A 17,935-nucleotide genomic window follows, 5' to 3' on the forward strand; every position below is an offset into this window, starting at 1 on the left:
CCCTCCGCCTCCCCCCTGGCCCGTGTCGTCTCAGCCCGAGAAACGGGAGCATCCGGATCCCGAGACGGGCATGGAGGAGCGGGCCCGGGAATCTATACGATGAGCCCATGCGTTCCGTCGATGTGAGCAACCAGGCCCCGGGCACCCGCCTCGTGGCGCGCCTGCACGTCGACCTGTGCCGGCTCGCCAGTGCGATCTGTCCCGGCACGCCCGCGCGTTCGCGCTGAGCCGCCCCGCCCCACCCGGGCCCACCGCCTGCCGGCGACGCCGAGCCCCGGGACCACCCTCCCCGCCGCGCCCGTCGCGGCCCACCCGCCTCACGACTCGCACAGGAGCGCACCCATGGCCATCGAGGTCCGCATCCCGACCATCCTCCGCACCTACACCGACGGCGCCAAGGCCGTCGAGGGCACCGGCAGCAACCTCGGGGAACTCTTCGCCGACCTCGACGCCCGCCACCCGGGCATCGCCGCCCGCCTGGTCGAGGGCGGCGAGCTGCGCCGCTTCGTCAACGTCTACCTGAACGACGAGGACGTCCGCTTCCTGGAGGGCATCTCCACCGCCCTCGCCGACGGCGACAGCGTCACCATCCTGCCCGCCGTGGCCGGCGGAGCCCGCTGACCTCCCGCCCTCCCGTCCGCCCCGCGGCGGGCGGGAGGGCGCCCTTCCGCACCCTCACCGCCGTGGCCGGAGGCCTCCCTTGCGTTACGACAGCCCGCTCGAAGCCGTCGGCAACACCCCGCTGGTCCGCCTGCCGCGGCTGTCCGCGGCCGTCCCCGGCAACACCGACGGACAGGTGACGCTCTGGGCCAAGCTGGAGGACCGCAACCCCACCGGCTCGATCAAGGACCGCCCGGCGCTGCACATGATCGAGCGCGCCGAGGCCGACGGCCGGCTCACCCCCGGCTGCACCATCCTGGAACCCACCAGCGGCAACACCGGCATCTCGCTCGCCATGGCCGCCAAGCTCAAGGGCTACCGGATGGTCTGCGTGATGCCCGAGAACACCAGCGAGGAACGGCGCGAACTGCTCCGCATGTGGGGCGCCGAGATCATCCCCTCGCCGGCCGCCGGCGGCTCCAACACCGCCGTCCGGATCGCCAAGGAGATCGCCGCCGAGCACCCGGACTGGGTCATGCTCTACCAGTACGGCAACCCCGACAACGCGGGCGCCCACTACGCCACCACCGGCCCCGAGATCCTCGCCGACCTGCCGACCGTCACCCACTTCGTGGCCGGCCTCGGCACCACCGGCACCCTGATGGGCGTCGGCCGCTACCTGCGCGAGAAGGTCCCCGGCGTGCGGATCGTCGCCGCCGAACCCCGCTACGACGACCTCGTGTACGGGCTGCGCAACCTCGACGAGGGCTTCGTCCCCGAGCTGTACGACGCCGCGGTGCTCACCACCCGCTTCTCGGTCGGCTCCGCGGACGCCGTCCGCCGCACCCGCGAACTCCTCCAGCAGGAGGGCATCTTCGCGGGCGTCTCGACCGGCGCGATCCTGCACGCCGCGCTCGGCGTCGGCCGCAAGGCCGCGGCGGCCGGGGAGCGCGCCGACATCGTGTTCGTGGTCGCCGACGGCGGCTGGAAGTACCTGTCCACCGGCATCTACACCGCGGAGACCACCGAGGCGGCCGTCGAGGCGCTGCAGGGGCAGCTCTGGGCCTGAGAAAAGCCCTAGCGGTGCTGGAGGGCCGGCTTCAGACCTGAGACCCTAGCCGCGTTGCAGGGCCTGCTGCGCGCGGGACCAGACCTGCCGGTCCACCGTGCCGGCCCGGCGGCGGAAGGCCGACAGCGGCACCTCGCGCAGCTCGTCGGTCTCCAGCCAGCTGGTGCGGCCCTGCCGGTCGCCCACCGAGGCGGGCGGCAGCGGCAGCACGCCCGGGCGTTCGGTGTGGTGCTTGCTGGTGATCTTCGCGACGGTGGCGGTGCGGCCGTGCACCCGCAGCACCAGGCACGGGCGGTCCTTCGACCCCGGCCAGTCCTCGAACGGGACCTCCGCCCACCAGATCTCCTGCGGCTGCGGCCCCGGGCGGCCCTTGGCCGCCGGGCGCGGGCGCGGAGCCGTCGGCCCGGCCGGTCGCGGCGCCGGGCGGGTGCGCCGGACCAGCGCCCGCACGACGGCGGCCAGCAGCGCGACGCCCGCCACCGCCAGGACCACCCAGACCCCGGTCGAACTGTTCATGGCGCGAACCGTACCGGGCCCATGGCGGCCCCCACCACCGTGAGTGCCGGGACGGCCGGGCATTTGTCCGCAGCGTGCTCCCGGTTCGTCACGGAATGACCACGGTGCCCGTTCTGTGGTGAAGAGTCGCCAACGCCCGGACAGGCTGCCTCACGTACGCCCGCCCCGCCCCTCCGGAGGTGCCTCGTGGGGAGAAGCTCCGAGCTGTGGTCCTACGCCGAGATCGCCCGCCACATTAACGTGCAGGCCGAGACCGTCCGCAACTACCGGCGGCACGGTCTGCTGCCCGCCCCGGACGTCCTCGACGGCAGCGGCCACCCCCGCTGGTACCCCGACACGATCAAGGCCTGGGCCCGCAACCGCCCCCGCCACCGCTGACCCGACGGCACCCGAACGGACGGCACCGCCCCCGCCCCGGCGTTCTGGTGATTCCAGCCACAGCCCGGCACGGGGACGGGGGCAAAGTGCCGCTCCGCCCTTACTCTCGACACGCGAAGCAGTGCTACCGGCCGGTTTCACCGGCCCGGCCTGCCGTTTTCCAGCAGCAGCCAGGACGTGTCGGGGCGGAGGGGCTCGGATGAAACTGACCGTGGTGGGGTGCTCGGGGAGCTTCCCGTCCGCCGAATCGCCCTGCTCCAGTTACCTCGTCGAGGCCGACGGCTACCGCGTCGTGCTCGACCTCGGCAACGGCGCCCTCGGCGCCCTGCAGAAGTACGTGGACATCTACGAGGTCGACGCCGTCCTGCTCAGCCACCTGCACGCCGACCACTGCGTCGACCTGTGCGCCTACTGGGTCGCCCGCAACTACCGCGCCGAGGGCTGCCCCGACCCGATGCCCGTCTACGGCCCGGCCGGCACCGCCGAACGGCTCGCCCGCGCCTACGACATGCCGGAGAACCCGGGGATGAAGGAGGTCTTCGACTTCCACACCCTCACCCCCGGGGCCTTCGACCTCGGCCCGTTCCGGATCGAGGTGGCCCAGGTCAACCACCCCGTCGACGCCTTCGCCTTCCGCCTCGAACACGACGGCCGCGCGCTCGTCTACTCCGGCGACACCGGCGAGAGCGCCGAACTCGTCGAACTCGCCCGCGACGCCGACCTCTTCCTCTGCGAGGCCGCCTACATCGACGGCCGGGACACCTACCAGGCCGTCCACCTCAACGGCCGGGAAGCCGGCGAGCACGCCGCCGCCGCCCACGTCCGCCGGCTCGTCCTGACCCACATCCCCCCGTGGACCGACGCCGAGCACAACCGCCGCGACGCCGCTGCCGCGTACCCGGGCCCCGTCGAGGTCGCCCGGGCCGGCGCGGTGTACCGGATCTGAGCGGGCGCTGACCGGCCCGGTCGTTTCAGCGCCGGTCGTTTCAGCGTCGGCCGTCTCAGCGCCGGCCGGGGAGCGGCAGGCCGAGGTGGTCGCGCAGGGTCGTGCCGCTGTAGTCGGTGCGGAACACCCCGCGTTCCTGGAGCAGCGGCACCACGCGGTCGACGAACGCGTCCAGGCCGCCCGGGGTCAGGTGGGGGACGAGGATGAAGCCGTCGGCCGCGTCGTTCTGCACGAAGAAGTCGATCCGCTCGGCGACCGTCGCGGGGGAGCCGATGAAGGACTGCCGGCCGGTCACCTCGATCACCAGCTCGCGGCTGGTGAGCTTCTTCTCGGCGGCCAGCGCCCGCCAGCGGGCGGCGACGGCCAGTGGGTCGCCGATCCGGACCCGGCCCTGGGCCAGGGCGCTGTCCGGGTCGGGGTCGACGGCGGGCAGCGGACCGTCCGGGTCGTGGTCGGACAGGTCGATGCCCCAGACCTGTTCCAGGAAGGCGATCGTGGTCTGCGGCCCGACCTGGGACCGGCGGACCTCGGCGGCGAGTTCGGCGGCCTCGGCGTCGGTGTCGCCGAGGGCGAAGGTGACGCCGGGCATGATCTTCAGCTCGTCCGGCTTGCGGCCGTACGCGGCGAGCCGGCGCTTGACGTCCGCGTGGAAGGCCTGGCCGTCGGCGAGGGTGGAGTGCCGGCTGAAGACGATGTCGGCGGTTGCGGCGGCGAACTCCCGGCCCTCGTCGGAGTCCCCGGCCTGGATGACCACCGGGTGGCCCTGCGGCGGGCGGGGCAGCGAGAGCCGCCCCTCGACCTCGAACTGCGGGCCGCGGTGCCGGACGGTCTCCGCTCCGCCGTCCCAGAAATCCCGGGCGAGCTGCACGAATTCGGTGGCCCGGGTGTAGCGGTCGGCGCGGTCGAGGTAGCCGCCGCGGCGGAAGTTCTCCCCGGTGAAGGCGTCCGAGGAGGTGACCACGTTCCAGGCGGCGCGCCCGCCGGAGAGGTGGTCCAACGAGGCGAAGCGGCGGGCCAGTTCGTACGGTTCGTTGAAGGTGGCGTTGACGGTGCCGGCCAGCCCGAGGCGGGTGGTGACGGCGGCCAGCGCGTTCAGCACGGTGATCGACTCGGGGCGGCCGACCACGTCCAGGTCGTGGATGCGGCCCTTGTTCTCGCGCAGCCGCAGGCCCTCGGCGAGGAAGAAGAAGTCGAACTTCCCGCGCTCGGCGGTCTCGGCGAGGTGGCGGAAGGAGTCGAACTCGATGTGGCTGCCGGAGTCCGGGTCGCTCCACACCGTGGTGTTGTTGACGCCGGGGAAGTGCGCGGCGAGGTGGATCTGCTTGAGCGGGCGGTCCGTCATCGGGTCACCTCGGCGAGAGCGGCAGCGGACGGGATGGTGGACGGGGTGTTGGTGGCGGCGGCGGTGGCGTAGCGGCTGGCCGGGCGGGCCAGGCCGAGGTGGTCGCGCAGGGTGCGGCCGGCCGCGTACCCGGCGCGGAACAGCCCCTGGGCGCGCAGCACCGGGACGACCCGTTCGGCGAGGGCGGCCAGGTCCCGTTCGGGCTCGGCGGGGACGAGGTGGAAGCCGTCGACGCCGGTGCCGATCGCGGCGAGATCGGCGAGCAGGCGGTCGGCCGCGGCGTCGTCGGGCAGGGCGGCGTCGGTCCGGGCGAGGATGCGCAGGTGCTCGCCGGCGCGCAGCCGCAGTTCGGTGGCGGCGGCCAGCCGGGCGGCGTGGCCGGGGGCGTCCAGCAGCACGACGTCGGCGTACCGGATCGCCGTCGCGACCCGGGCGCGCCCGCCGGGGGAGGCGTACGGGGCGAGGTCGACGGCGGCCACCGGGACGGCGACGACCGGGCGGCCCTGCGGTGGGCGCGGGGTGATCGACGGTCCGCGGACGGAGAAGTGCGGACCCTCGAAGTCGACGTAGTGCAGCTTGTCGCGGTCGACGAACCGCCCGGTGGCGGTGTCGCGGATCTCCGCGTCGTCCTCCCAGCTGTCCCAGAGCCGGGCGGCGACCTCGACGGCGTCGGCGGCCTCGGCCCAGAGCGCGTCCGCGGGGGCGGTCGGGCGGCGGCCGAAGGCCCTGGCCTCGGCCTCGGTGGCGGAGACGCCGACCAGCCAGCCGGCCCGGCCCCGGCTCACCCAGTCCAGGGTGTTGACCGAGATCGAGGTGTGGAACGGCTCGGTGTGGGTGGTGGTGACGGTGGGCACCAGTCCGACCCGCTCGGTCAACGGCGCGATCCGGGCGAGGGTGGCGAGGGCGTCGGGGCGGCTCGGCTCGGGGGTGAAGGAGTCGTCGAGGGTGACGAAGTCGAGGGTGGCCCGCTCGGCGAGGCGGGCGAGGGCGGCGTAGTGCCCGGCGTCGACGTGGCCGGGGCTGTCCAGGGCGGCGGAGAGGTGCAGTTGGCGGGGCATGCTGAGGCCTGACTTTCCTCGTGCGGACGCGTGCGGGCGACGCCGGCGAACCCGCACAGGGTGTGTGCGGGTGCGTACGGCCGCGCGCGGGTGCGCGGTGACGGCCCGGAGGCGGGCGGGGCCCGTTCGGGCGGGAGGGGAGGAACGGCGCCGGGCGGGAGGTCAGCCGGGCGGCGGGGGGAACGGTCGGCTCAGCCGCGACACGCCGCGGACCACACGCGACCGAAGTCGATGTGGCTGCGGGTCACCAGCGGGCAGGACGCGTTCACGGCTTCAGTTGACCAGTGCCTCCGCCGGTTCGTCAACCGCCGTTCCCGCCGACCCGGGGCGGGACGCACGACGGCCCCGCCGGGATGCACGACGACCCCGCCCCGCCGCTGGGGGAGCAGCGGCGGGGCGGGGTCGTGGAGTGCGGACGGACGGGGCCTCAGGCCTTGGTCACGTCCTCGATCTCGTCCTCGTCCTCGCGACCGGGGGTCTTGAGGTTGAACTTGGTGATCGCGAAGCGGAAGAGGAGGTAGTACAGCGCGGCGAAGACCAGGCCGATCGGGATGATCATCCAGGGCTTGGTGGCCAGGTTCCAGTTGAGCAGGTAGTCGATCAGGCCGGCCGAGAAGCCGAAGCCGTCGTGCACCCCGAGGCCCCAGGTGACGGCCATCGAGAGGCCGGTGAGCAGGGCGTGGATCAGGTACAGCACCGGCGCGATGAACATGAACGAGAACTCGATCGGCTCGGTGACACCGGTCACGAAGCTGGTCAGCGCGACGGAGATCATCATGCCGGTGACGGCCTTGCGGCGGTCGGGGCGGGCGGTGTGGGCGATCGCCAGCGCGGCGGCCGGGAGGCCGAACATCATGATCGGGAAGAAGCCGGACATGAACTGACCGGCGGTCGGGTCACCGTGGAAGAAGCGCGGGATGTCGCCGGTCCAGGTGTGGCCGGAGGCGTCGGTGAAGCTGCCGACCTGCTGCTGGAAGAAGGTGTTGAGGAACTGGTGCATGCCGACCGGGATCAGACCGCGGTTGGCGACACCGTAGATGCCCGCACCGCCGGCGCCGAGGCCGGTCAGCCAGTCGCTGGCGTGGGTCAGGCCGGTGCCGATCGGGCCCCAGGCCAGACCCATGAGGACGCCGAGCAGGGTGCCGACGAACGCCATGATGATCGGCACGAGGCGGCGGCCGTTGAAGAAGCCGAGCCAGTCGATGAGCTGCTTGCGGTGGTACTTCTGCCAGATCACGGCGCTGAGCAGGCCGACCACGATGCCGCCGAAGACCCCGGGGTTCTGGGGCTTTCCTTCCGGCAGCGCCGCGGTGATGGTCCCGTCCACCGGGAAGACGGTCAGCACGTTGTGGAAGACCAGGTAGCCGACCAGGGCGGCCAGCGCGGTCGAGCCGTCGGCCTTCTTGGCGAAGCCGATGGCGACACCGACGCAGAACAGCAGCGCCAGGTTCTTGAAGACCGCGTCACCGGCGGTGGCGAAGACCTCGGCGACCTTCCCCCAGCCGAGCCCGTCCTTGCCGAAGACATCGGGCTGGCCCAGCCGGACCAGGATGCCCGCGGCCGGGAGGACGGCGACCGGCAGCTGGAGGCTGCGGCCGATCTTCTGCAGGCCCTGGAGCAGGTTCTGGCCGAATTTCTTGGCGGGGCTTGGCGTGGCCGGAGCCGAGGCGGGCGTCGGTGCCTGCGCTGACTGACTCATTGGGGTGGGTTCCTAACGGCATGGCGGTCGGGGGAGGGGCACAGGGGGCCGAACCGCGAACTGGTCTACACCACGTGTGGTGTAGACCAGTTTTGTAGCACGGGTGGAGAAGGGGGGGAACCCCGGAAAGCGCCCCTGCCGGGAAGCGCTATGAAATCGAAACCTAGTTGCGGAACGACGATCATGATTACCCGCCGTGATTGGGATTTTGGCTATTTGCGCAACAAAAAGGCCCGGCCCCGCCCGGCGGCCCCGTCGAGGCCTCGTCAGGGGTCCGTCGCGGGCCCGGCGGTGCGCGAACGGGGGCCGGGTCGGCGGGGTTCACGGGCGGACGCGGCGAGGCCCGGGCGGAGGCGGCCCCCGGAGCCCGGGTGCCCGCCCGCCGGGGTCCGGGCCGGGCGCGGCGGGCGGCGGGGAAGGGGCCCGCCGGGGTGTCGGACATCACGAACGACCGTCGGCCGGGAGGAGTCCGGGCCCCACCCCGTCCGGCTTCGGCCAATCCGCGGCTTTCCGACCCCCCGCGGCGCATGGTCGGGGCCGGCGCGGAAACGGCGGCGGCCGATTGCCGGCCACCGCCCGCGCCGGGCGGCGGCGGCCTTTCCCCACCCCCGGCGAGCCCCCGTCCGGCGGCCCGGCGGCCGGGCGGTGCGGGCCGCCCCGGCCCCGCCTGACACGGCCGACGGCCCGCCGGGGAATCCCCGGGGCGCATATCGGAATTGTTTTACCGCCCGGGCATTTGGTCCTTTCCGGAAATGCCGAAGGCCTTCGGGCCGTCGGGTCCGGAGGCCATTGCGGGTGCTGCCCGGTGACGCTCGGTTTCAGAGCTTGGTGACGTCCTCGACCTCGCTCTCGTCCTCCCGCCCGGGTGTTTTCAGATTGAATTTGACGATGATGAACCGGAAGAGCGCGTAGTACACGGCGGCGAAGCAGAGCCCGATCGGGATGATCAGCCACGGCTTGGTGGCCAGCCCCCAGTTGATGACGTAGTCGATCAGGCCGGCCGAGAAGCTGAAGCCGTCGTGCACCCCGAGCCCCCAGGTGACGGCCATCGAGGCGCCGGTCAGCAGCGCGTGCACGCCGTACAGGGCCGGGGCGACGTAGGCGAAGGAGTACTCGAGCGGTTCGGTGACGCCCGTCACGAAGGAGGTCAGGCCGACCGAGAGCATCAGGCCGTAGATCTCCTTGCGGCGGTGCGGTTTTGCCGAGTGCGCGATCGCCAGTGCGGCGGCGGGCAGCGCGAACATCATGATCGGGAAGAATCCGGACTGGAACTGGCCGGCCGTCGGGTCGCCCGCCAGGAAGCGCGGGATGTCGCCGTGCGCGATGGTGCCGTCCGGCTTGATGAACTCGCCGAACTGGAACCAGACGAATGTGTTCAGCAACTGGTGCATGCCGATCAGCAGCAGCGCGCGGTTGAACAGGCCGAAGATGCCGGCGCCGCCCGCGCCCAGGTCGGCCAGGGTCTGGCTGAAGTCGTTGAGCCCGCGGCCGATCGGCGGCCAGACCCAGAGCGCCACGCAGGCGGTGGCCAGGCCCACCACCGCGGTGATCATCGGCACCAGGCGGCGGCCGTTGAAGAAGCCCAGCCAGTCGACCAGCCTGGTGCGGTGGAAGCGGACCCAGAGCCAGGCGGACATCAGGCCGATCAGGATGCCGCCCAGGACGCCCGGGTTCTGGTACGTCGCGGCCGCCGCCTTGGCCGAGCTGTAGTCCACGCACTGGCCGGTCCAGGAGTCGGTGACCAGGACCGTCCCGCTCTTGCAGCTCTCCGGGAACGCGTGCAGGACCTTGTAGTAGACGAGGAAGCCCACCACGGCGGCCAGCGCGGTGGAACCGTCCGCCTTCTTCGCCATGCCGATCGCCACCCCGACGCAGAACAGCATCGGCAGGCCGAACGAGGAGTCCAGCAGGGCGCCGCCGGCCGCGGCGAAGACCTTGGCGACGTCGGTCCAGCCGAGGCCGTCCTGGCCGAAGACGTCGGGCTGGCCGAGCCGGTTGAGGATGCCGGCCGCGGGGAGCACCGCCACCGGGAGCTGCAGGGAGCGGCCCATCTTCTGGAGGCCGCCGTAGAAGGTGTGCCACCACACGCGCTGCGGGGCCGTGGCGCCTGCCGAACTCATCCTTCGCCCTCCGGGAGCAGTTGCCGGCCGGTGGCCCCCGGCGGGACCCCCGGGCGGGGATCCGGAACACCCGGGGTCCTTTCTGCGTTCATCGGAGTACACATATATTGGTGTAGACCACTTTGGGACGCAGGCCGCACGCCGGGCGCGAGCCCGCTGCTCGTCATCCTCTGGTGGCGGCCGGGACCGTGCGCGCCGGAATGGGCCAAAAGTGGACTAACGTGGCAGATCGGACCGGAGCAGGTGATGCTGGTCGCGCTGCCCGGCGGCGCGACCGCGGCTGAACCCGCGTCAGCACCGGTACCGACCACGCCGGCCACCGGTCGGCGGACACCCCAGCACAGCGCAGGACGGCACCCGGCAGAGCGGCCGGCGGGCCGAGACAGAGGGAGAAATCAGATGGCCAGCAAGGCTGAGAAGATCGTCGCCGGTCTGGGCGGCATCGACAACATCGAAGAGGTCGAGGGCTGCATCACCCGCCTTCGCACCGAGGTCAAGGACGCCTCCCTGGTCAACGAGGCCGCCCTCAAGGCCGCCGGCGCCCACGGCGTCGTCAAGATGGGCACCGCCATCCAGGTCGTCATCGGCACCGACGCCGACCCGATCGCCGCTGACATCGAGGACATGATGTGAGCTGAGCCACCGGGCTCACCCCACCCCCGGCCCGCCGCCCCACCCGGGAACGGCGGGCCGAGGCGCACCCGGAACACCCGCTCCGAGCGACTACGCTCAGTGCCTATGTCACGCATCGACGGCCGCACCCCCGACCAGCTCCGCCCCATCACCATCGAACGGGGCTGGAGCAAGCACGCCGAAGGATCCGTCCTCATCTCCTACGGCGACACCAAGGTGCTGTGCACCGCCAGCGTCACCGAGGGCGTCCCCCGCTGGCGCAAGGGCAGCGGCGAAGGCTGGGTCACCGCCGAGTACTCCATGCTCCCGCGCGCCACCAACACCCGCGGCGACCGCGAGGCCATCAAGGGCCGCATCGGCGGCCGCACCCACGAGATCAGCCGGCTCATCGGCCGCTCGCTGCGCGCCGTCGTCGACCACCGCGCCCTCGCCGAGAACACCATCGTCCTCGACTGCGACGTCCTCCAGGCCGACGGCGGCACCCGCACCGCCGCCATCACCGGCGCCTACGTCGCCCTCGCCGACGCCGTCGCCTGGGCCCGCGACCGCAAGCTCCTGCGCGCCAAGGGCCAGCCCATCACCGGCGGCGTCAGCGCCGTCAGCGTCGGCATCATCGACGGCGTCCCGATGCTCGACCTCCAGTACGAGGAGGACGTCCGCGCCGAGACCGACATGAACATCGTCTGCACCGCCGACGGTCGCTTCGTCGAGGTCCAGGGCACCGCCGAGGGCGCCCCCTTCGACCGCGCCCTGCTCGACCGCCTGCTCGACCTCGGCACCCTGGGCTGCGCCGAGCTCGACGAGATCCAGCGCAAGGCCCTGGAGGCCTGAACCGGTTCGGCCCACGGCGCCGTGGACCCGGATGTACCCGCCGCCGTACGGGCCGCTGTACACGCCGGGCCCGAAGCCCGTACGGTTCCCGCAGCACCCCTGCTGCGGGAACCGCGCACCCCCCGGCGCGCGTCCCGTCCCACGGAACCCGCGCGCCCCACAGGAGGACCGGATGCCGTCCAGCATCGCCCGCCCCGCCGCCCTCGCCGTGGCCGGCCTGATCGCCATCCTCCCGCTCAGCATGGTCAGTTGCTCCGCAGCCCAGAAGGCGATCGACTGCGGCAACACGGCGGTCAGGATCACCGGCGACCTCGCCGACGTCACCAGCGCCTACGGCAACGCGAGCAACGACTCGGCGGCCGCCGCGAAGGCGCTGGAGAAGCTCAGGACCGACCTCAACCAGGTCGGCAGGAACTCCAAGAACACCGACGTCGCCAAGGCCGTCGCCGACCTGCAGAAGCAGGCCGACAAGGTCCAGCAGGCCGTCGACAAGAAGGAGGTCCCCGACCTCAAGCCGCTCGGCGACGCGGCCGGCAACCTCACCTCGGTCTGCACCGGCTGACGCCGGAACGGCTGCCGATAGGGTGGGCGATATGTCCACCCGATTGATCCTCGCCACCCGTAACCAGCACAAGGTCGCCGAACTCCGCGCCATCCTCGGCGAGGCCGGCCTGGACGTCGAGCTCGTCGGCGCCGACGCCTACCCCGAGATCCCGGACGTCCCGGAGACCGGCGTCACCTTCGCCGAGAACGCGCTCCTCAAGGCACACGCCCTCGCCCGCGCCACCGGCCTGCCCGCCGTCGCCGACGACTCCGGCCTCTGCGTGGACGTCCTGAACGGCGCCCCCGGCATCTTCTCCGCCCGCTGGGCCGGCAAGCACGGCGACGACCGCGCCAACCTCGACCTGCTGCTCGCCCAGCTCTCCGACATCTCCGACCCGCACCGCGGCGCCCACTTCTTCTGCGCCGCCGCCCTCGCCCTCCCCGACGGCACCGAGCGCGTCGTCGAGGGCCGCCTCCTCGGCACCCTGCGCACCGCCCCCTCCGGCGACGGCGGCTTCGGCTACGACCCGATCCTCCAGCCCCTCGGCGAGACCCGCACCTGCGCCGAACTCACCCCCGCCGAGAAGAACGCCATCAGCCACCGCGGCCAGGCCTTCCGCGGCCTCGCCCCGGTCGTCAAGGACCTCCTGGGCTGAGAAAATCGAAGGGCCCGACCGGAATCATTCCGGTCGGGCCCTTCGATTTGAAGGTTATCCTGGTGCGGCCGAAGGGATTCGAACCCTCAAGCCCTCACGGGCCAACGGACCTAAACCGTCTGCGTCGCCTCTGCGCCACGGCCGCCTGTCCTGCTGACCATCATGTTACTGGGCCCGCGAATTGGTCGACACCTTCCTTCGGCCAAGCCGCTAGGCAGCGTGCTTCCTCGACTTCCGTTTGCAGTAGGTCGGAGTGATGGCGTGGCAGTTCGGGCAGAGCAGCCGCAGGTTGTCCGGCCGGTTGTCCGACCAGTCCCCATTGATGTGGTCCACCTCCAGCGTCATCGGGTGCCCGCGCCACTCGGGGCCGGTGCTGCAGCCCTCGCACTCTTGCGGCCTGCCGAGTTCGTTCAGCGCGCTACGGATTCGCGAGCCGGGGAGCCGTTTGGCCCCCCAGGGGCGCTGAGCGAGGAGTTGTTCGGCGGGGATTCTGGTGGGGGCATGCTTGCCGCGGCCGTGGGCCTGCCCGGTGAAGTGTGAGGTGTCGATGCCGAGTGCCTTGATGCGGCGCCCGATGTGGGCCTGGGTGCCACCGGCCTGACGCTGGTCGAGGTAGCGCACGACTCCGGCCACGCTGTGCGAGGCCACGACGGCCTCCTGGAGGAGTTCCCGGGTGTAGACGGTTCCGGGCGACGGGAAGTGGGACGTGTCGATGCCGTACGCCTTGGCCTTCCGCCGCAGGTAGGAGCGGTTGTACTGGTTGGGTTCGCGGTCGAGTGCGATCAGCATCTCGTCGAGCGTGGTTGCGGCAGCAGCGACCTCGGCCAGCACCTCCTTCGAGTACTGGCGCTGCCTGTAGGCGCGGCATCCCTCCTGGGCGAAGTGCGAGGTGTCGATGCCGTAGTGCCGGAGTCGTCGGCTCAGGTAGCTGTGCGTGCCGCCCGCCATCGGCACGCCGAGCTTTCGCATCATGTCGTTGACGTTGCTGGACTCGGCCGCGAGCGACGCGAGCAGTTCGCGGGTGTACTTGACCGGCATGGTTGTTCCCCTTCGGGCAGTGGTTCGCCCGTCCCCCGGTGTGCGAACGATCGTTGGGGGATTTGGTTACGGGTGACGGGGTTTCGGCCAGGGGGTGACTTGTTGTCGTCGGTGGGGTGACCGGCGGGGTTGGGGGTTTGATTACCAATTGGTACAGACCTATTGACCTATGTGGTTCAGACCACATAGCTTCGGCGCCAATTGCAATCCCCCACGTGCGTGCTCCCCCACAGGCACGCGCCGACACTCTCTCCCGGAGGACCGAGTGTTGATCCGAAACACGGCGGAGCGGCGTCCCACCGCCGCACTCCGCCGCAAGAGCCCGGCTGCCCGGGCGGGCGCGGTCACGCTGGCGGCGGCCGGTCTGGCCGGTCTGCTGCTGTCGACGCTGGGCGCGGTGCCCTCGCAGGCGTCCGCGACCGTCGACAACGGGGCCTGTCGCCCCGACGGCCTGTACCAGACGCCCGGCGTGGACGTCCCGTACTGCTCGGTCTACGACACCGGCGGCCGCGAGAAGATGGGCGCGGACCACCAGCGCCGCATCATCGGCTACTTCACCGGCTGGCGCACCGGCAAGAACGGCGACCAGCCCTACCTGGTGAACGACATCCCCTGGGACAAGGTCACCCACCTCAACTACGCGTTCGGCCACGTCGGCGGTGACAACAAGCTCTCCGTCGGCACCGACGGCCCGACCAACGAGGCCACCGGGATCTCCTTCCCGGGCGTGCCCGGCGCCGAGTTGGACCCGACGCTGCCCTACAAGGGCCACTTCAATCTGCTGACGAAGTTCAAGAAGCAGTACCCGAACGTCAAGACCCTGATCTCGGTGGGCGGTTGGACCGAGACCGGCGGCTACTTCGGGGACGACGGCAAGCGCGTCAACTCCGGCGGCTTCTACTCGATGACCGTCAACCCGGACGGCAGCGTCAACCAGGCCGGCATCGACACCTTCGCCGCCTCGTCCGTCGACTTCATCCGCAAGTACGGTTTCAACGGCGTCGACGTCGACTACGAGTACCCGACCTCGATGAAGGACGCCGGCAACCCGCTGGACTGGCAGCTCGCCAACTCCAAGCGCGGCTCGCTGGCGAAGGGCTACGCGGCGCTGATGAAGACGCTGCGCGAGAACCTGGACCGGGCCGGCGCCGCCGACGGCAGGCACTACCTGCTGTCGGTCGCGGCCCCGTCGTCCGGCTACCTGCTGCGCGGCATGGAGACCTTCCAGGTGGCGCAGTACCTGGACTACGTCAACATCATGTCGTACGACCTGCACGGCGCCTGGAACAAGTACGTCGGCCCGAACGCCTCGCTGTTCGACGACGGCAAGGACGGCGAGCTGGCTGCGGCCAACGTGTACGGCACCGGCCAGTACGGCGGCATCGGCTATCTGAACGCCGACTGGTCGTACCACTACTTCCGCGGTGCGATGCCGGGCGGCCGGATCAACGTCGGCCTGCCGTACTACACCCGGGGCTTCAAGAACGTCACGGGCGGCACCAACGGCCTGTGGGGCACCGCGGCGGCGACCACCTGCCCGGTCGGCTCCGGCCTGACCTCCTGCGGTGACGGCGCGGTCGGCATCGACAACATCTGGAACGACAAGGACGACGCGGGCAAGGAGTCCCCGGCCGGGTCGAACCCGATGTGGCACGCGAAGAACCTGGAGAAGGGCATCCTGCCCGACTACCTGGCCAAGTACGGCGTGAAGGACACCGCGCTGCAGGGCACCTACGCCCGCAACTACAGCAGCAGCCTGGTGGCGCCGTGGCTGTGGAACGACGCCAAGAAGGTGTTCCTCTCCACCGAGGACGAGCAGTCGGTGGGTGCCAAGGCGGACTACATCGTCAACCAGGGCGCCGGCGGCGCGATGATCTGGGAGCTCGCGGGCGACTACAAGTGGGACGCGGGCGCCAACGGCGGCAAGGGCGAGTACGTGCCGGGTTCGACGCTGACCTCGCTGATGTACGACAAGTTCAAGGCGGCCACGCCGTACGGCGCGACCCGTTCGACGGTCCCGCTGCCGCAGCAGACCCTGCCGATCGACGTGTCGTTCACCAACTTCGCGCTGGGTGACTCGAACTACCCGATCAACCCGAAGATCCACATCGTCAACAACTCGACGACGACCCTGCCGGGCGGCACCGAGTTCCAGTTCGACTACAGCAACTCGGCTCCGGGCAACGCCAAGGACCAGTCCGGCTTCGGCCTCCAGGTCATCCGGCAGGACAACCCCGGTCCGGGCAACGTGGGCGGCCTGAAGGGCACCTACAACCGGGTGTCGGTCAAGCTGCCGGGCTGGCAGTCGCTGGCGCCGGGCGCCTCGGTGGACCTGGACTTCGTCTACTACCTGCCGGTCTCGACCCCGTCGAACTGGACGGTCAACGTGAACGGCACGCTGTACGGGCTCAAGGGCGACCTGACCCGGGGCACGGTGGACGGTGGCACGCCTACCCCGACCCCGACGCCTACCCCGACGCCTACCGCGACCGCTACTGCTTCGCCGACGGCGACCGCCTCCCCGACGGCGACCGCCTCCCCGACGGCGACGGCCTCGCCGACCGCGACGGCCACCGCGACCGCCACTCCGACGACGGGGGCCTGCACGGCCGCCCCGAGCTGGGACGCGGGCACCACCTACGCGGCCACCACCAAGGTGTCGTGGAAGGGCCACTACTACCAGAACAAGTGGTGGACCAAGGGCGACGACCCAGCGGCCAGCGGCTCGTGGGGCGTCTGGAGCGACCTCGGGGCCTGCTGACGGCGCCCTGAGGTGAGAGACGGCGGTGGCGGTGCACCCGGTCGGGGGGTGTGCCGCCACCGCTTCGTTCAGCGAGGTGCCAGACGAGCGGGGCGCCGGGCGCCGGGGCGTCAGGCCGTCGAGCGTCAGGCGGTCTCGACCTTGAGGTCGCGCAGCAGCTTGGCGACGTGCCCGGTGGCCTTCACGTTGTACAGCGCGCGCTCGACCTTGCCCTGCTCGTCCACGATCACGGTGGAGCGGATCACGCCGACGTAGGTGCGGCCGTAGTTCTGCTTCTCGCCGTAGGCGCCGTAGGCCTCCAGCACCTGGTGGTCCGGGTCGGACACCAGGGTGACCTTGAGGTTCTCGGCCTCGCGGAACTTGCCGAGCTTCTCCGGCTTGTCCGGGGAGACGCCGATGACGTCGTAGCCGGCGCCGGCGAGGACCTCCAGGTTGTCGGTGAAGTCGCAGGCCTGCTTGGTGCAGCCGGGGGTGAGCGCGGCCGGGTAGAAGTAGACGATGACCTTGCGGCCCAGGTGGTCGGCGAGGGACACCTGGTTGCCGTCGGCGTCGGACAGGCTGAAGGCGGGCGCGGTGTCGCCGGGCTGGAGACGCTCACTCACGGGTAAATCTCCTGTTGCTGGGGCGGGCGGTCATAGCACGGCAAACTTACCTCCGATGGTGGGTGGGGTCGCGCGGCCCTGCTCGGCAACTGACAGACTGGGTCAGTCGCACAGGACAACATCAGCAAGTGAATGGGGTGGCCCGAGTGGGCGAGGCGAGCACGAAGGACAAGTCGGCGCGGACGACCGCCCAGATCGAGGCGGACATCTCCCGGACCCGCACCCAGCTGGCGGCCACCCTGGACGAGCTGGCCGTGCGCGTCCACCCGAGCACGATCAGCGCCCAGGTGAAGGCGAAGGCCGTGGCCGCCGTCGAGGAGAAGGCCGGCCGGGCGTACGTGGCCGCCAACGGCGTGGTGGAGAAGGTGCGGGCGCAGTTCGTGGACGAGAAGGGGCAGCCGCGCACGGAGCGGATCGTCCCGGCCGCGCTGGTCGGCGTGGGCGTGCTGCTGCTGGTGGCTTCCGCCCGGAAGCGCCGCAAGGGCTGAACGGGCGCGGGGTGAGGGCCGGGCGCGGGAGGCGTCCGGCCTTCGGTGTGCCCAGGCCGGAAGGTGTGCCCTGACCTGGGGGTGTGCCCGGCCCCGTGGGTGCCGCGGCTTCCCGCATGCCGGGCCAGCGTCACGCCGCGCGCCCGGGGGCGGTACCTTCGGGATCGTGAGTACGAACGACGAACCGACCCCGCAGGCCTCCTCCGCCGCGCCCGAGTACGAGGCGGCGCGGCACGACCGGCTGGGCGAGAAGCTGCCGATCCGGATGCTGCACGACCGCGTGCTGGTGCGGATCGAGGGCAGTGAGGGTGAGCGCCGCTCGACCGGCGGCATCCTGATCCCCGCGACCGCGGAGCTGTCCAAGCGCTGCACCTGGGCGGAGGCCGTCGCGGTGGGCCAGAGCGTCCGCTCGGTGGAGCCGGGTGACCGCGTCCTGTACGACCCGGAGGACAAGCTGGAGGTCGAGGTCCGCGGCGCCACCTACGTGCTGCTGCGCGAGCGTGACCTGCACGCGGTGGCGGCGACCCGCTTCGGCGACACGGAGGGCTCGACCGGGCTCTACCTCTGAACCTCTGAGCACGGGCGTGGCGTGAGCCGGTCGGGGCGGTGCCCCGGCCGGCTCCTTGCGTCCGGGCCTGCCGGTGGCGGGCGTTAG

General features: G+C 71.6%; 19 protein-coding genes and 1 tRNA gene. 12 read left to right on the top strand and 8 right to left on the bottom strand.

Annotated features, from left to right (window positions below; translation table 11 throughout):
• The first annotated feature begins 107 nt into the window (after window positions 1-107).
• From ACFVX9_RS04685 to ACFVX9_RS04695, 3 genes are all read left to right on the top strand, one after another.
• Window positions 108-227, top strand: coding sequence for a putative leader peptide (locus ACFVX9_RS04685; RefSeq protein WP_347878546.1), 120 nt, complete (start codon window positions 108-110; stop codon window positions 225-227).
• A gap of 115 nt (window positions 228-342) precedes the next feature.
• A complete protein-coding gene (locus tag ACFVX9_RS04690; protein ID WP_363370276.1) occupies window positions 343-621 on the top strand; it encodes a MoaD/ThiS family protein in 279 nt (92 codons plus the stop codon).
• A 79-nt stretch (window positions 622-700) separates the two neighbouring features.
• Window positions 701-1,669 carry a PLP-dependent cysteine synthase family protein gene (locus tag ACFVX9_RS04695; protein ID WP_063349213.1) on the top strand — a complete coding sequence of 323 codons (969 nt, stop codon included), beginning with the start codon at window positions 701-703 and terminating at the stop codon, window positions 1,667-1,669.
• Between the two features lie 45 nt (window positions 1,670-1,714).
• Here ACFVX9_RS04695 and ACFVX9_RS04700 read toward each other — a convergent pair whose 3' ends face one another.
• Window positions 1,715-2,185, bottom strand: coding sequence for a type II toxin-antitoxin system PemK/MazF family toxin (locus ACFVX9_RS04700; protein WP_380479608.1), 471 nt, complete (start codon window positions 2,183-2,185; stop codon window positions 1,715-1,717).
• Between the two features lie 186 nt (window positions 2,186-2,371).
• Between ACFVX9_RS04700 and ACFVX9_RS04705 the strand changes: the two genes are divergently transcribed.
• Window positions 2,372-2,563, top strand: coding sequence for a MerR family transcriptional regulator (locus ACFVX9_RS04705; RefSeq protein WP_208869099.1), 192 nt, complete (start codon window positions 2,372-2,374; stop codon window positions 2,561-2,563).
• A gap of 199 nt (window positions 2,564-2,762) precedes the next feature.
• Window positions 2,763-3,509 carry an MBL fold metallo-hydrolase gene (locus ACFVX9_RS04710; RefSeq protein WP_350881195.1) on the top strand — a complete coding sequence of 249 codons (747 nt, stop codon included), beginning with the start codon at window positions 2,763-2,765 and terminating at the stop codon, window positions 3,507-3,509.
• A gap of 55 nt (window positions 3,510-3,564) precedes the next feature.
• Here ACFVX9_RS04710 and ACFVX9_RS04715 read toward each other — a convergent pair whose 3' ends face one another.
• From ACFVX9_RS04715 to ACFVX9_RS04730, 4 genes are all read right to left on the bottom strand, one after another.
• Window positions 3,565-4,851, bottom strand: a complete 1,287-nt coding sequence (locus ACFVX9_RS04715) for an LLM class flavin-dependent oxidoreductase (RefSeq protein ID WP_380374613.1) — start codon at window positions 4,849-4,851, stop codon at window positions 3,565-3,567.
• A complete protein-coding gene (locus ACFVX9_RS04720; RefSeq protein ID WP_380479610.1) occupies window positions 4,848-5,909 on the bottom strand; it encodes an LLM class flavin-dependent oxidoreductase in 1,062 nt (353 codons plus the stop codon). The genes ACFVX9_RS04715 and ACFVX9_RS04720 overlap by 4 nt, the downstream gene beginning before the upstream one ends.
• Before the next feature lie 427 nt (window positions 5,910-6,336).
• Window positions 6,337-7,608: a PTS transporter subunit EIIC gene (locus tag ACFVX9_RS04725; protein ID WP_380335149.1), complete on the bottom strand. Its 1,272-nt coding sequence runs from the start codon at window positions 7,606-7,608 to the stop codon at window positions 6,337-6,339.
• A gap of 818 nt (window positions 7,609-8,426) precedes the next feature.
• Window positions 8,427-9,728: a PTS transporter subunit EIIC gene (locus ACFVX9_RS04730; protein WP_063349219.1), complete on the bottom strand. Its 1,302-nt coding sequence runs from the start codon at window positions 9,726-9,728 to the stop codon at window positions 8,427-8,429.
• 399 nt (window positions 9,729-10,127) lie between these two features.
• Here ACFVX9_RS04730 and ACFVX9_RS04735 point away from each other — a divergent pair, with 399 nt between their 5' ends.
• The 4 genes from ACFVX9_RS04735 to rdgB all read left to right on the top strand — a co-directional run bounded on the left by ACFVX9_RS04735 (window position 10,128) and on the right by rdgB (window position 12,391).
• A complete protein-coding gene (locus ACFVX9_RS04735) occupies window positions 10,128-10,361 on the top strand; it encodes a glucose PTS transporter subunit EIIB (protein WP_063349220.1) in 234 nt (77 codons plus the stop codon).
• 105 nt (window positions 10,362-10,466) lie between these two features.
• A complete protein-coding gene (gene rph / locus ACFVX9_RS04740) occupies window positions 10,467-11,192 on the top strand; it encodes a ribonuclease PH (RefSeq protein ID WP_380479612.1) in 726 nt (241 codons plus the stop codon).
• A 172-nt stretch (window positions 11,193-11,364) separates the two neighbouring features.
• Complete coding sequence (locus tag ACFVX9_RS04745) at window positions 11,365-11,754, top strand: hypothetical protein (protein ID WP_063349222.1); 390 nt, start codon at window positions 11,365-11,367, stop codon at window positions 11,752-11,754.
• A gap of 31 nt (window positions 11,755-11,785) precedes the next feature.
• A complete protein-coding gene (rdgB, locus tag ACFVX9_RS04750) occupies window positions 11,786-12,391 on the top strand; it encodes an RdgB/HAM1 family non-canonical purine NTP pyrophosphatase (protein WP_063349223.1) in 606 nt (201 codons plus the stop codon).
• Between the two features lie 60 nt (window positions 12,392-12,451).
• Here the strand turns inward: rdgB and ACFVX9_RS04755 are convergent.
• Together ACFVX9_RS04755 and ACFVX9_RS04760 are read right to left on the bottom strand one after the other, a co-directional pair.
• Window positions 12,452-12,536: transfer RNA gene (locus tag ACFVX9_RS04755), tRNA-Leu, on the bottom strand.
• A gap of 65 nt (window positions 12,537-12,601) precedes the next feature.
• Entirely contained in the window at window positions 12,602-13,429 is an 828-nt protein-coding gene (locus ACFVX9_RS04760) for an HNH endonuclease (RefSeq protein ID WP_380479614.1), read from the bottom strand.
• Window positions 13,430-13,700: 271 nt separating this feature from the next.
• Here ACFVX9_RS04760 and ACFVX9_RS04765 point away from each other — a divergent pair, with 271 nt between their 5' ends.
• Complete coding sequence (locus tag ACFVX9_RS04765) at window positions 13,701-16,190, top strand: chitinase C-terminal domain-containing protein (RefSeq protein ID WP_387980452.1); 2,490 nt, start codon at window positions 13,701-13,703, stop codon at window positions 16,188-16,190.
• A 125-nt stretch (window positions 16,191-16,315) separates the two neighbouring features.
• On the opposite strand, the gene bcp is transcribed toward ACFVX9_RS04765, so the two are convergent.
• Complete coding sequence (gene bcp, locus ACFVX9_RS04770) at window positions 16,316-16,792, bottom strand: thioredoxin-dependent thiol peroxidase (RefSeq protein WP_063349225.1); 477 nt, start codon at window positions 16,790-16,792, stop codon at window positions 16,316-16,318.
• A 146-nt stretch (window positions 16,793-16,938) separates the two neighbouring features.
• Between bcp and ACFVX9_RS04775 the strand changes: the two genes are divergently transcribed.
• Window positions 16,939-17,280 carry a DUF3618 domain-containing protein gene (locus tag ACFVX9_RS04775; protein ID WP_063349226.1) on the top strand — a complete coding sequence of 114 codons (342 nt, stop codon included), beginning with the start codon at window positions 16,939-16,941 and terminating at the stop codon, window positions 17,278-17,280.
• A gap of 265 nt (window positions 17,281-17,545) precedes the next feature.
• Window positions 17,546-17,848: a co-chaperone GroES gene (locus ACFVX9_RS04780; protein WP_079136310.1), complete on the top strand. Its 303-nt coding sequence runs from the start codon at window positions 17,546-17,548 to the stop codon at window positions 17,846-17,848.
• The last annotated feature ends 87 nt before the right edge of the window (window positions 17,849-17,935 follow it).

The organism is Kitasatospora sp. NPDC058243 (assembly GCF_042882025.1).
Lineage (GTDB): Bacteria > Actinomycetota > Actinomycetes > Streptomycetales > Streptomycetaceae > Kitasatospora.

What these genes read in the sequence shown, in the direction of transcription:
- ACFVX9_RS04710 (WP_350881195.1), top strand. Translation starts at nt 2,763, where the DNA reads ATGAAACTGACCGTGGTGGGGTGCTCGGGGAGCTTCCCGTCCGCCGAA.
- ACFVX9_RS04690 (WP_363370276.1), top strand. Translation starts at nt 343, where the DNA reads ATGGCCATCGAGGTCCGCATCCCGACCATCCTCCGCACCTACACCGAC.
- ACFVX9_RS04760 (WP_380479614.1), bottom strand. Translation starts at nt 13,429, where the DNA reads ATGCCGGTCAAGTACACCCGCGAACTGCTCGCGTCGCTCGCGGCCGAG.
- ACFVX9_RS04745 (WP_063349222.1), top strand. Translation starts at nt 11,365, where the DNA reads ATGCCGTCCAGCATCGCCCGCCCCGCCGCCCTCGCCGTGGCCGGCCTG.
- rdgB (WP_063349223.1), top strand. Translation starts at nt 11,786, where the DNA reads ATGTCCACCCGATTGATCCTCGCCACCCGTAACCAGCACAAGGTCGCC.
- ACFVX9_RS04685 (WP_347878546.1), top strand. Translation starts at nt 108, where the DNA reads ATGCGTTCCGTCGATGTGAGCAACCAGGCCCCGGGCACCCGCCTCGTG.
- ACFVX9_RS04780 (WP_079136310.1), top strand. Translation starts at nt 17,546, where the DNA reads ATGCTGCACGACCGCGTGCTGGTGCGGATCGAGGGCAGTGAGGGTGAG.
- ACFVX9_RS04700 (WP_380479608.1), bottom strand. Translation starts at nt 2,185, where the DNA reads ATGAACAGTTCGACCGGGGTCTGGGTGGTCCTGGCGGTGGCGGGCGTC.
- ACFVX9_RS04715 (WP_380374613.1), bottom strand. Translation starts at nt 4,851, where the DNA reads ATGACGGACCGCCCGCTCAAGCAGATCCACCTCGCCGCGCACTTCCCC.
- ACFVX9_RS04730 (WP_063349219.1), bottom strand. Translation starts at nt 9,728, where the DNA reads ATGAGTTCGGCAGGCGCCACGGCCCCGCAGCGCGTGTGGTGGCACACC.
- ACFVX9_RS04720 (WP_380479610.1), bottom strand. Translation starts at nt 5,909, where the DNA reads ATGCCCCGCCAACTGCACCTCTCCGCCGCCCTGGACAGCCCCGGCCAC.
- rph (WP_380479612.1), top strand. Translation starts at nt 10,467, where the DNA reads ATGTCACGCATCGACGGCCGCACCCCCGACCAGCTCCGCCCCATCACC.
- ACFVX9_RS04735 (WP_063349220.1), top strand. Translation starts at nt 10,128, where the DNA reads ATGGCCAGCAAGGCTGAGAAGATCGTCGCCGGTCTGGGCGGCATCGAC.
- ACFVX9_RS04725 (WP_380335149.1), bottom strand. Translation starts at nt 7,608, where the DNA reads ATGAGTCAGTCAGCGCAGGCACCGACGCCCGCCTCGGCTCCGGCCACG.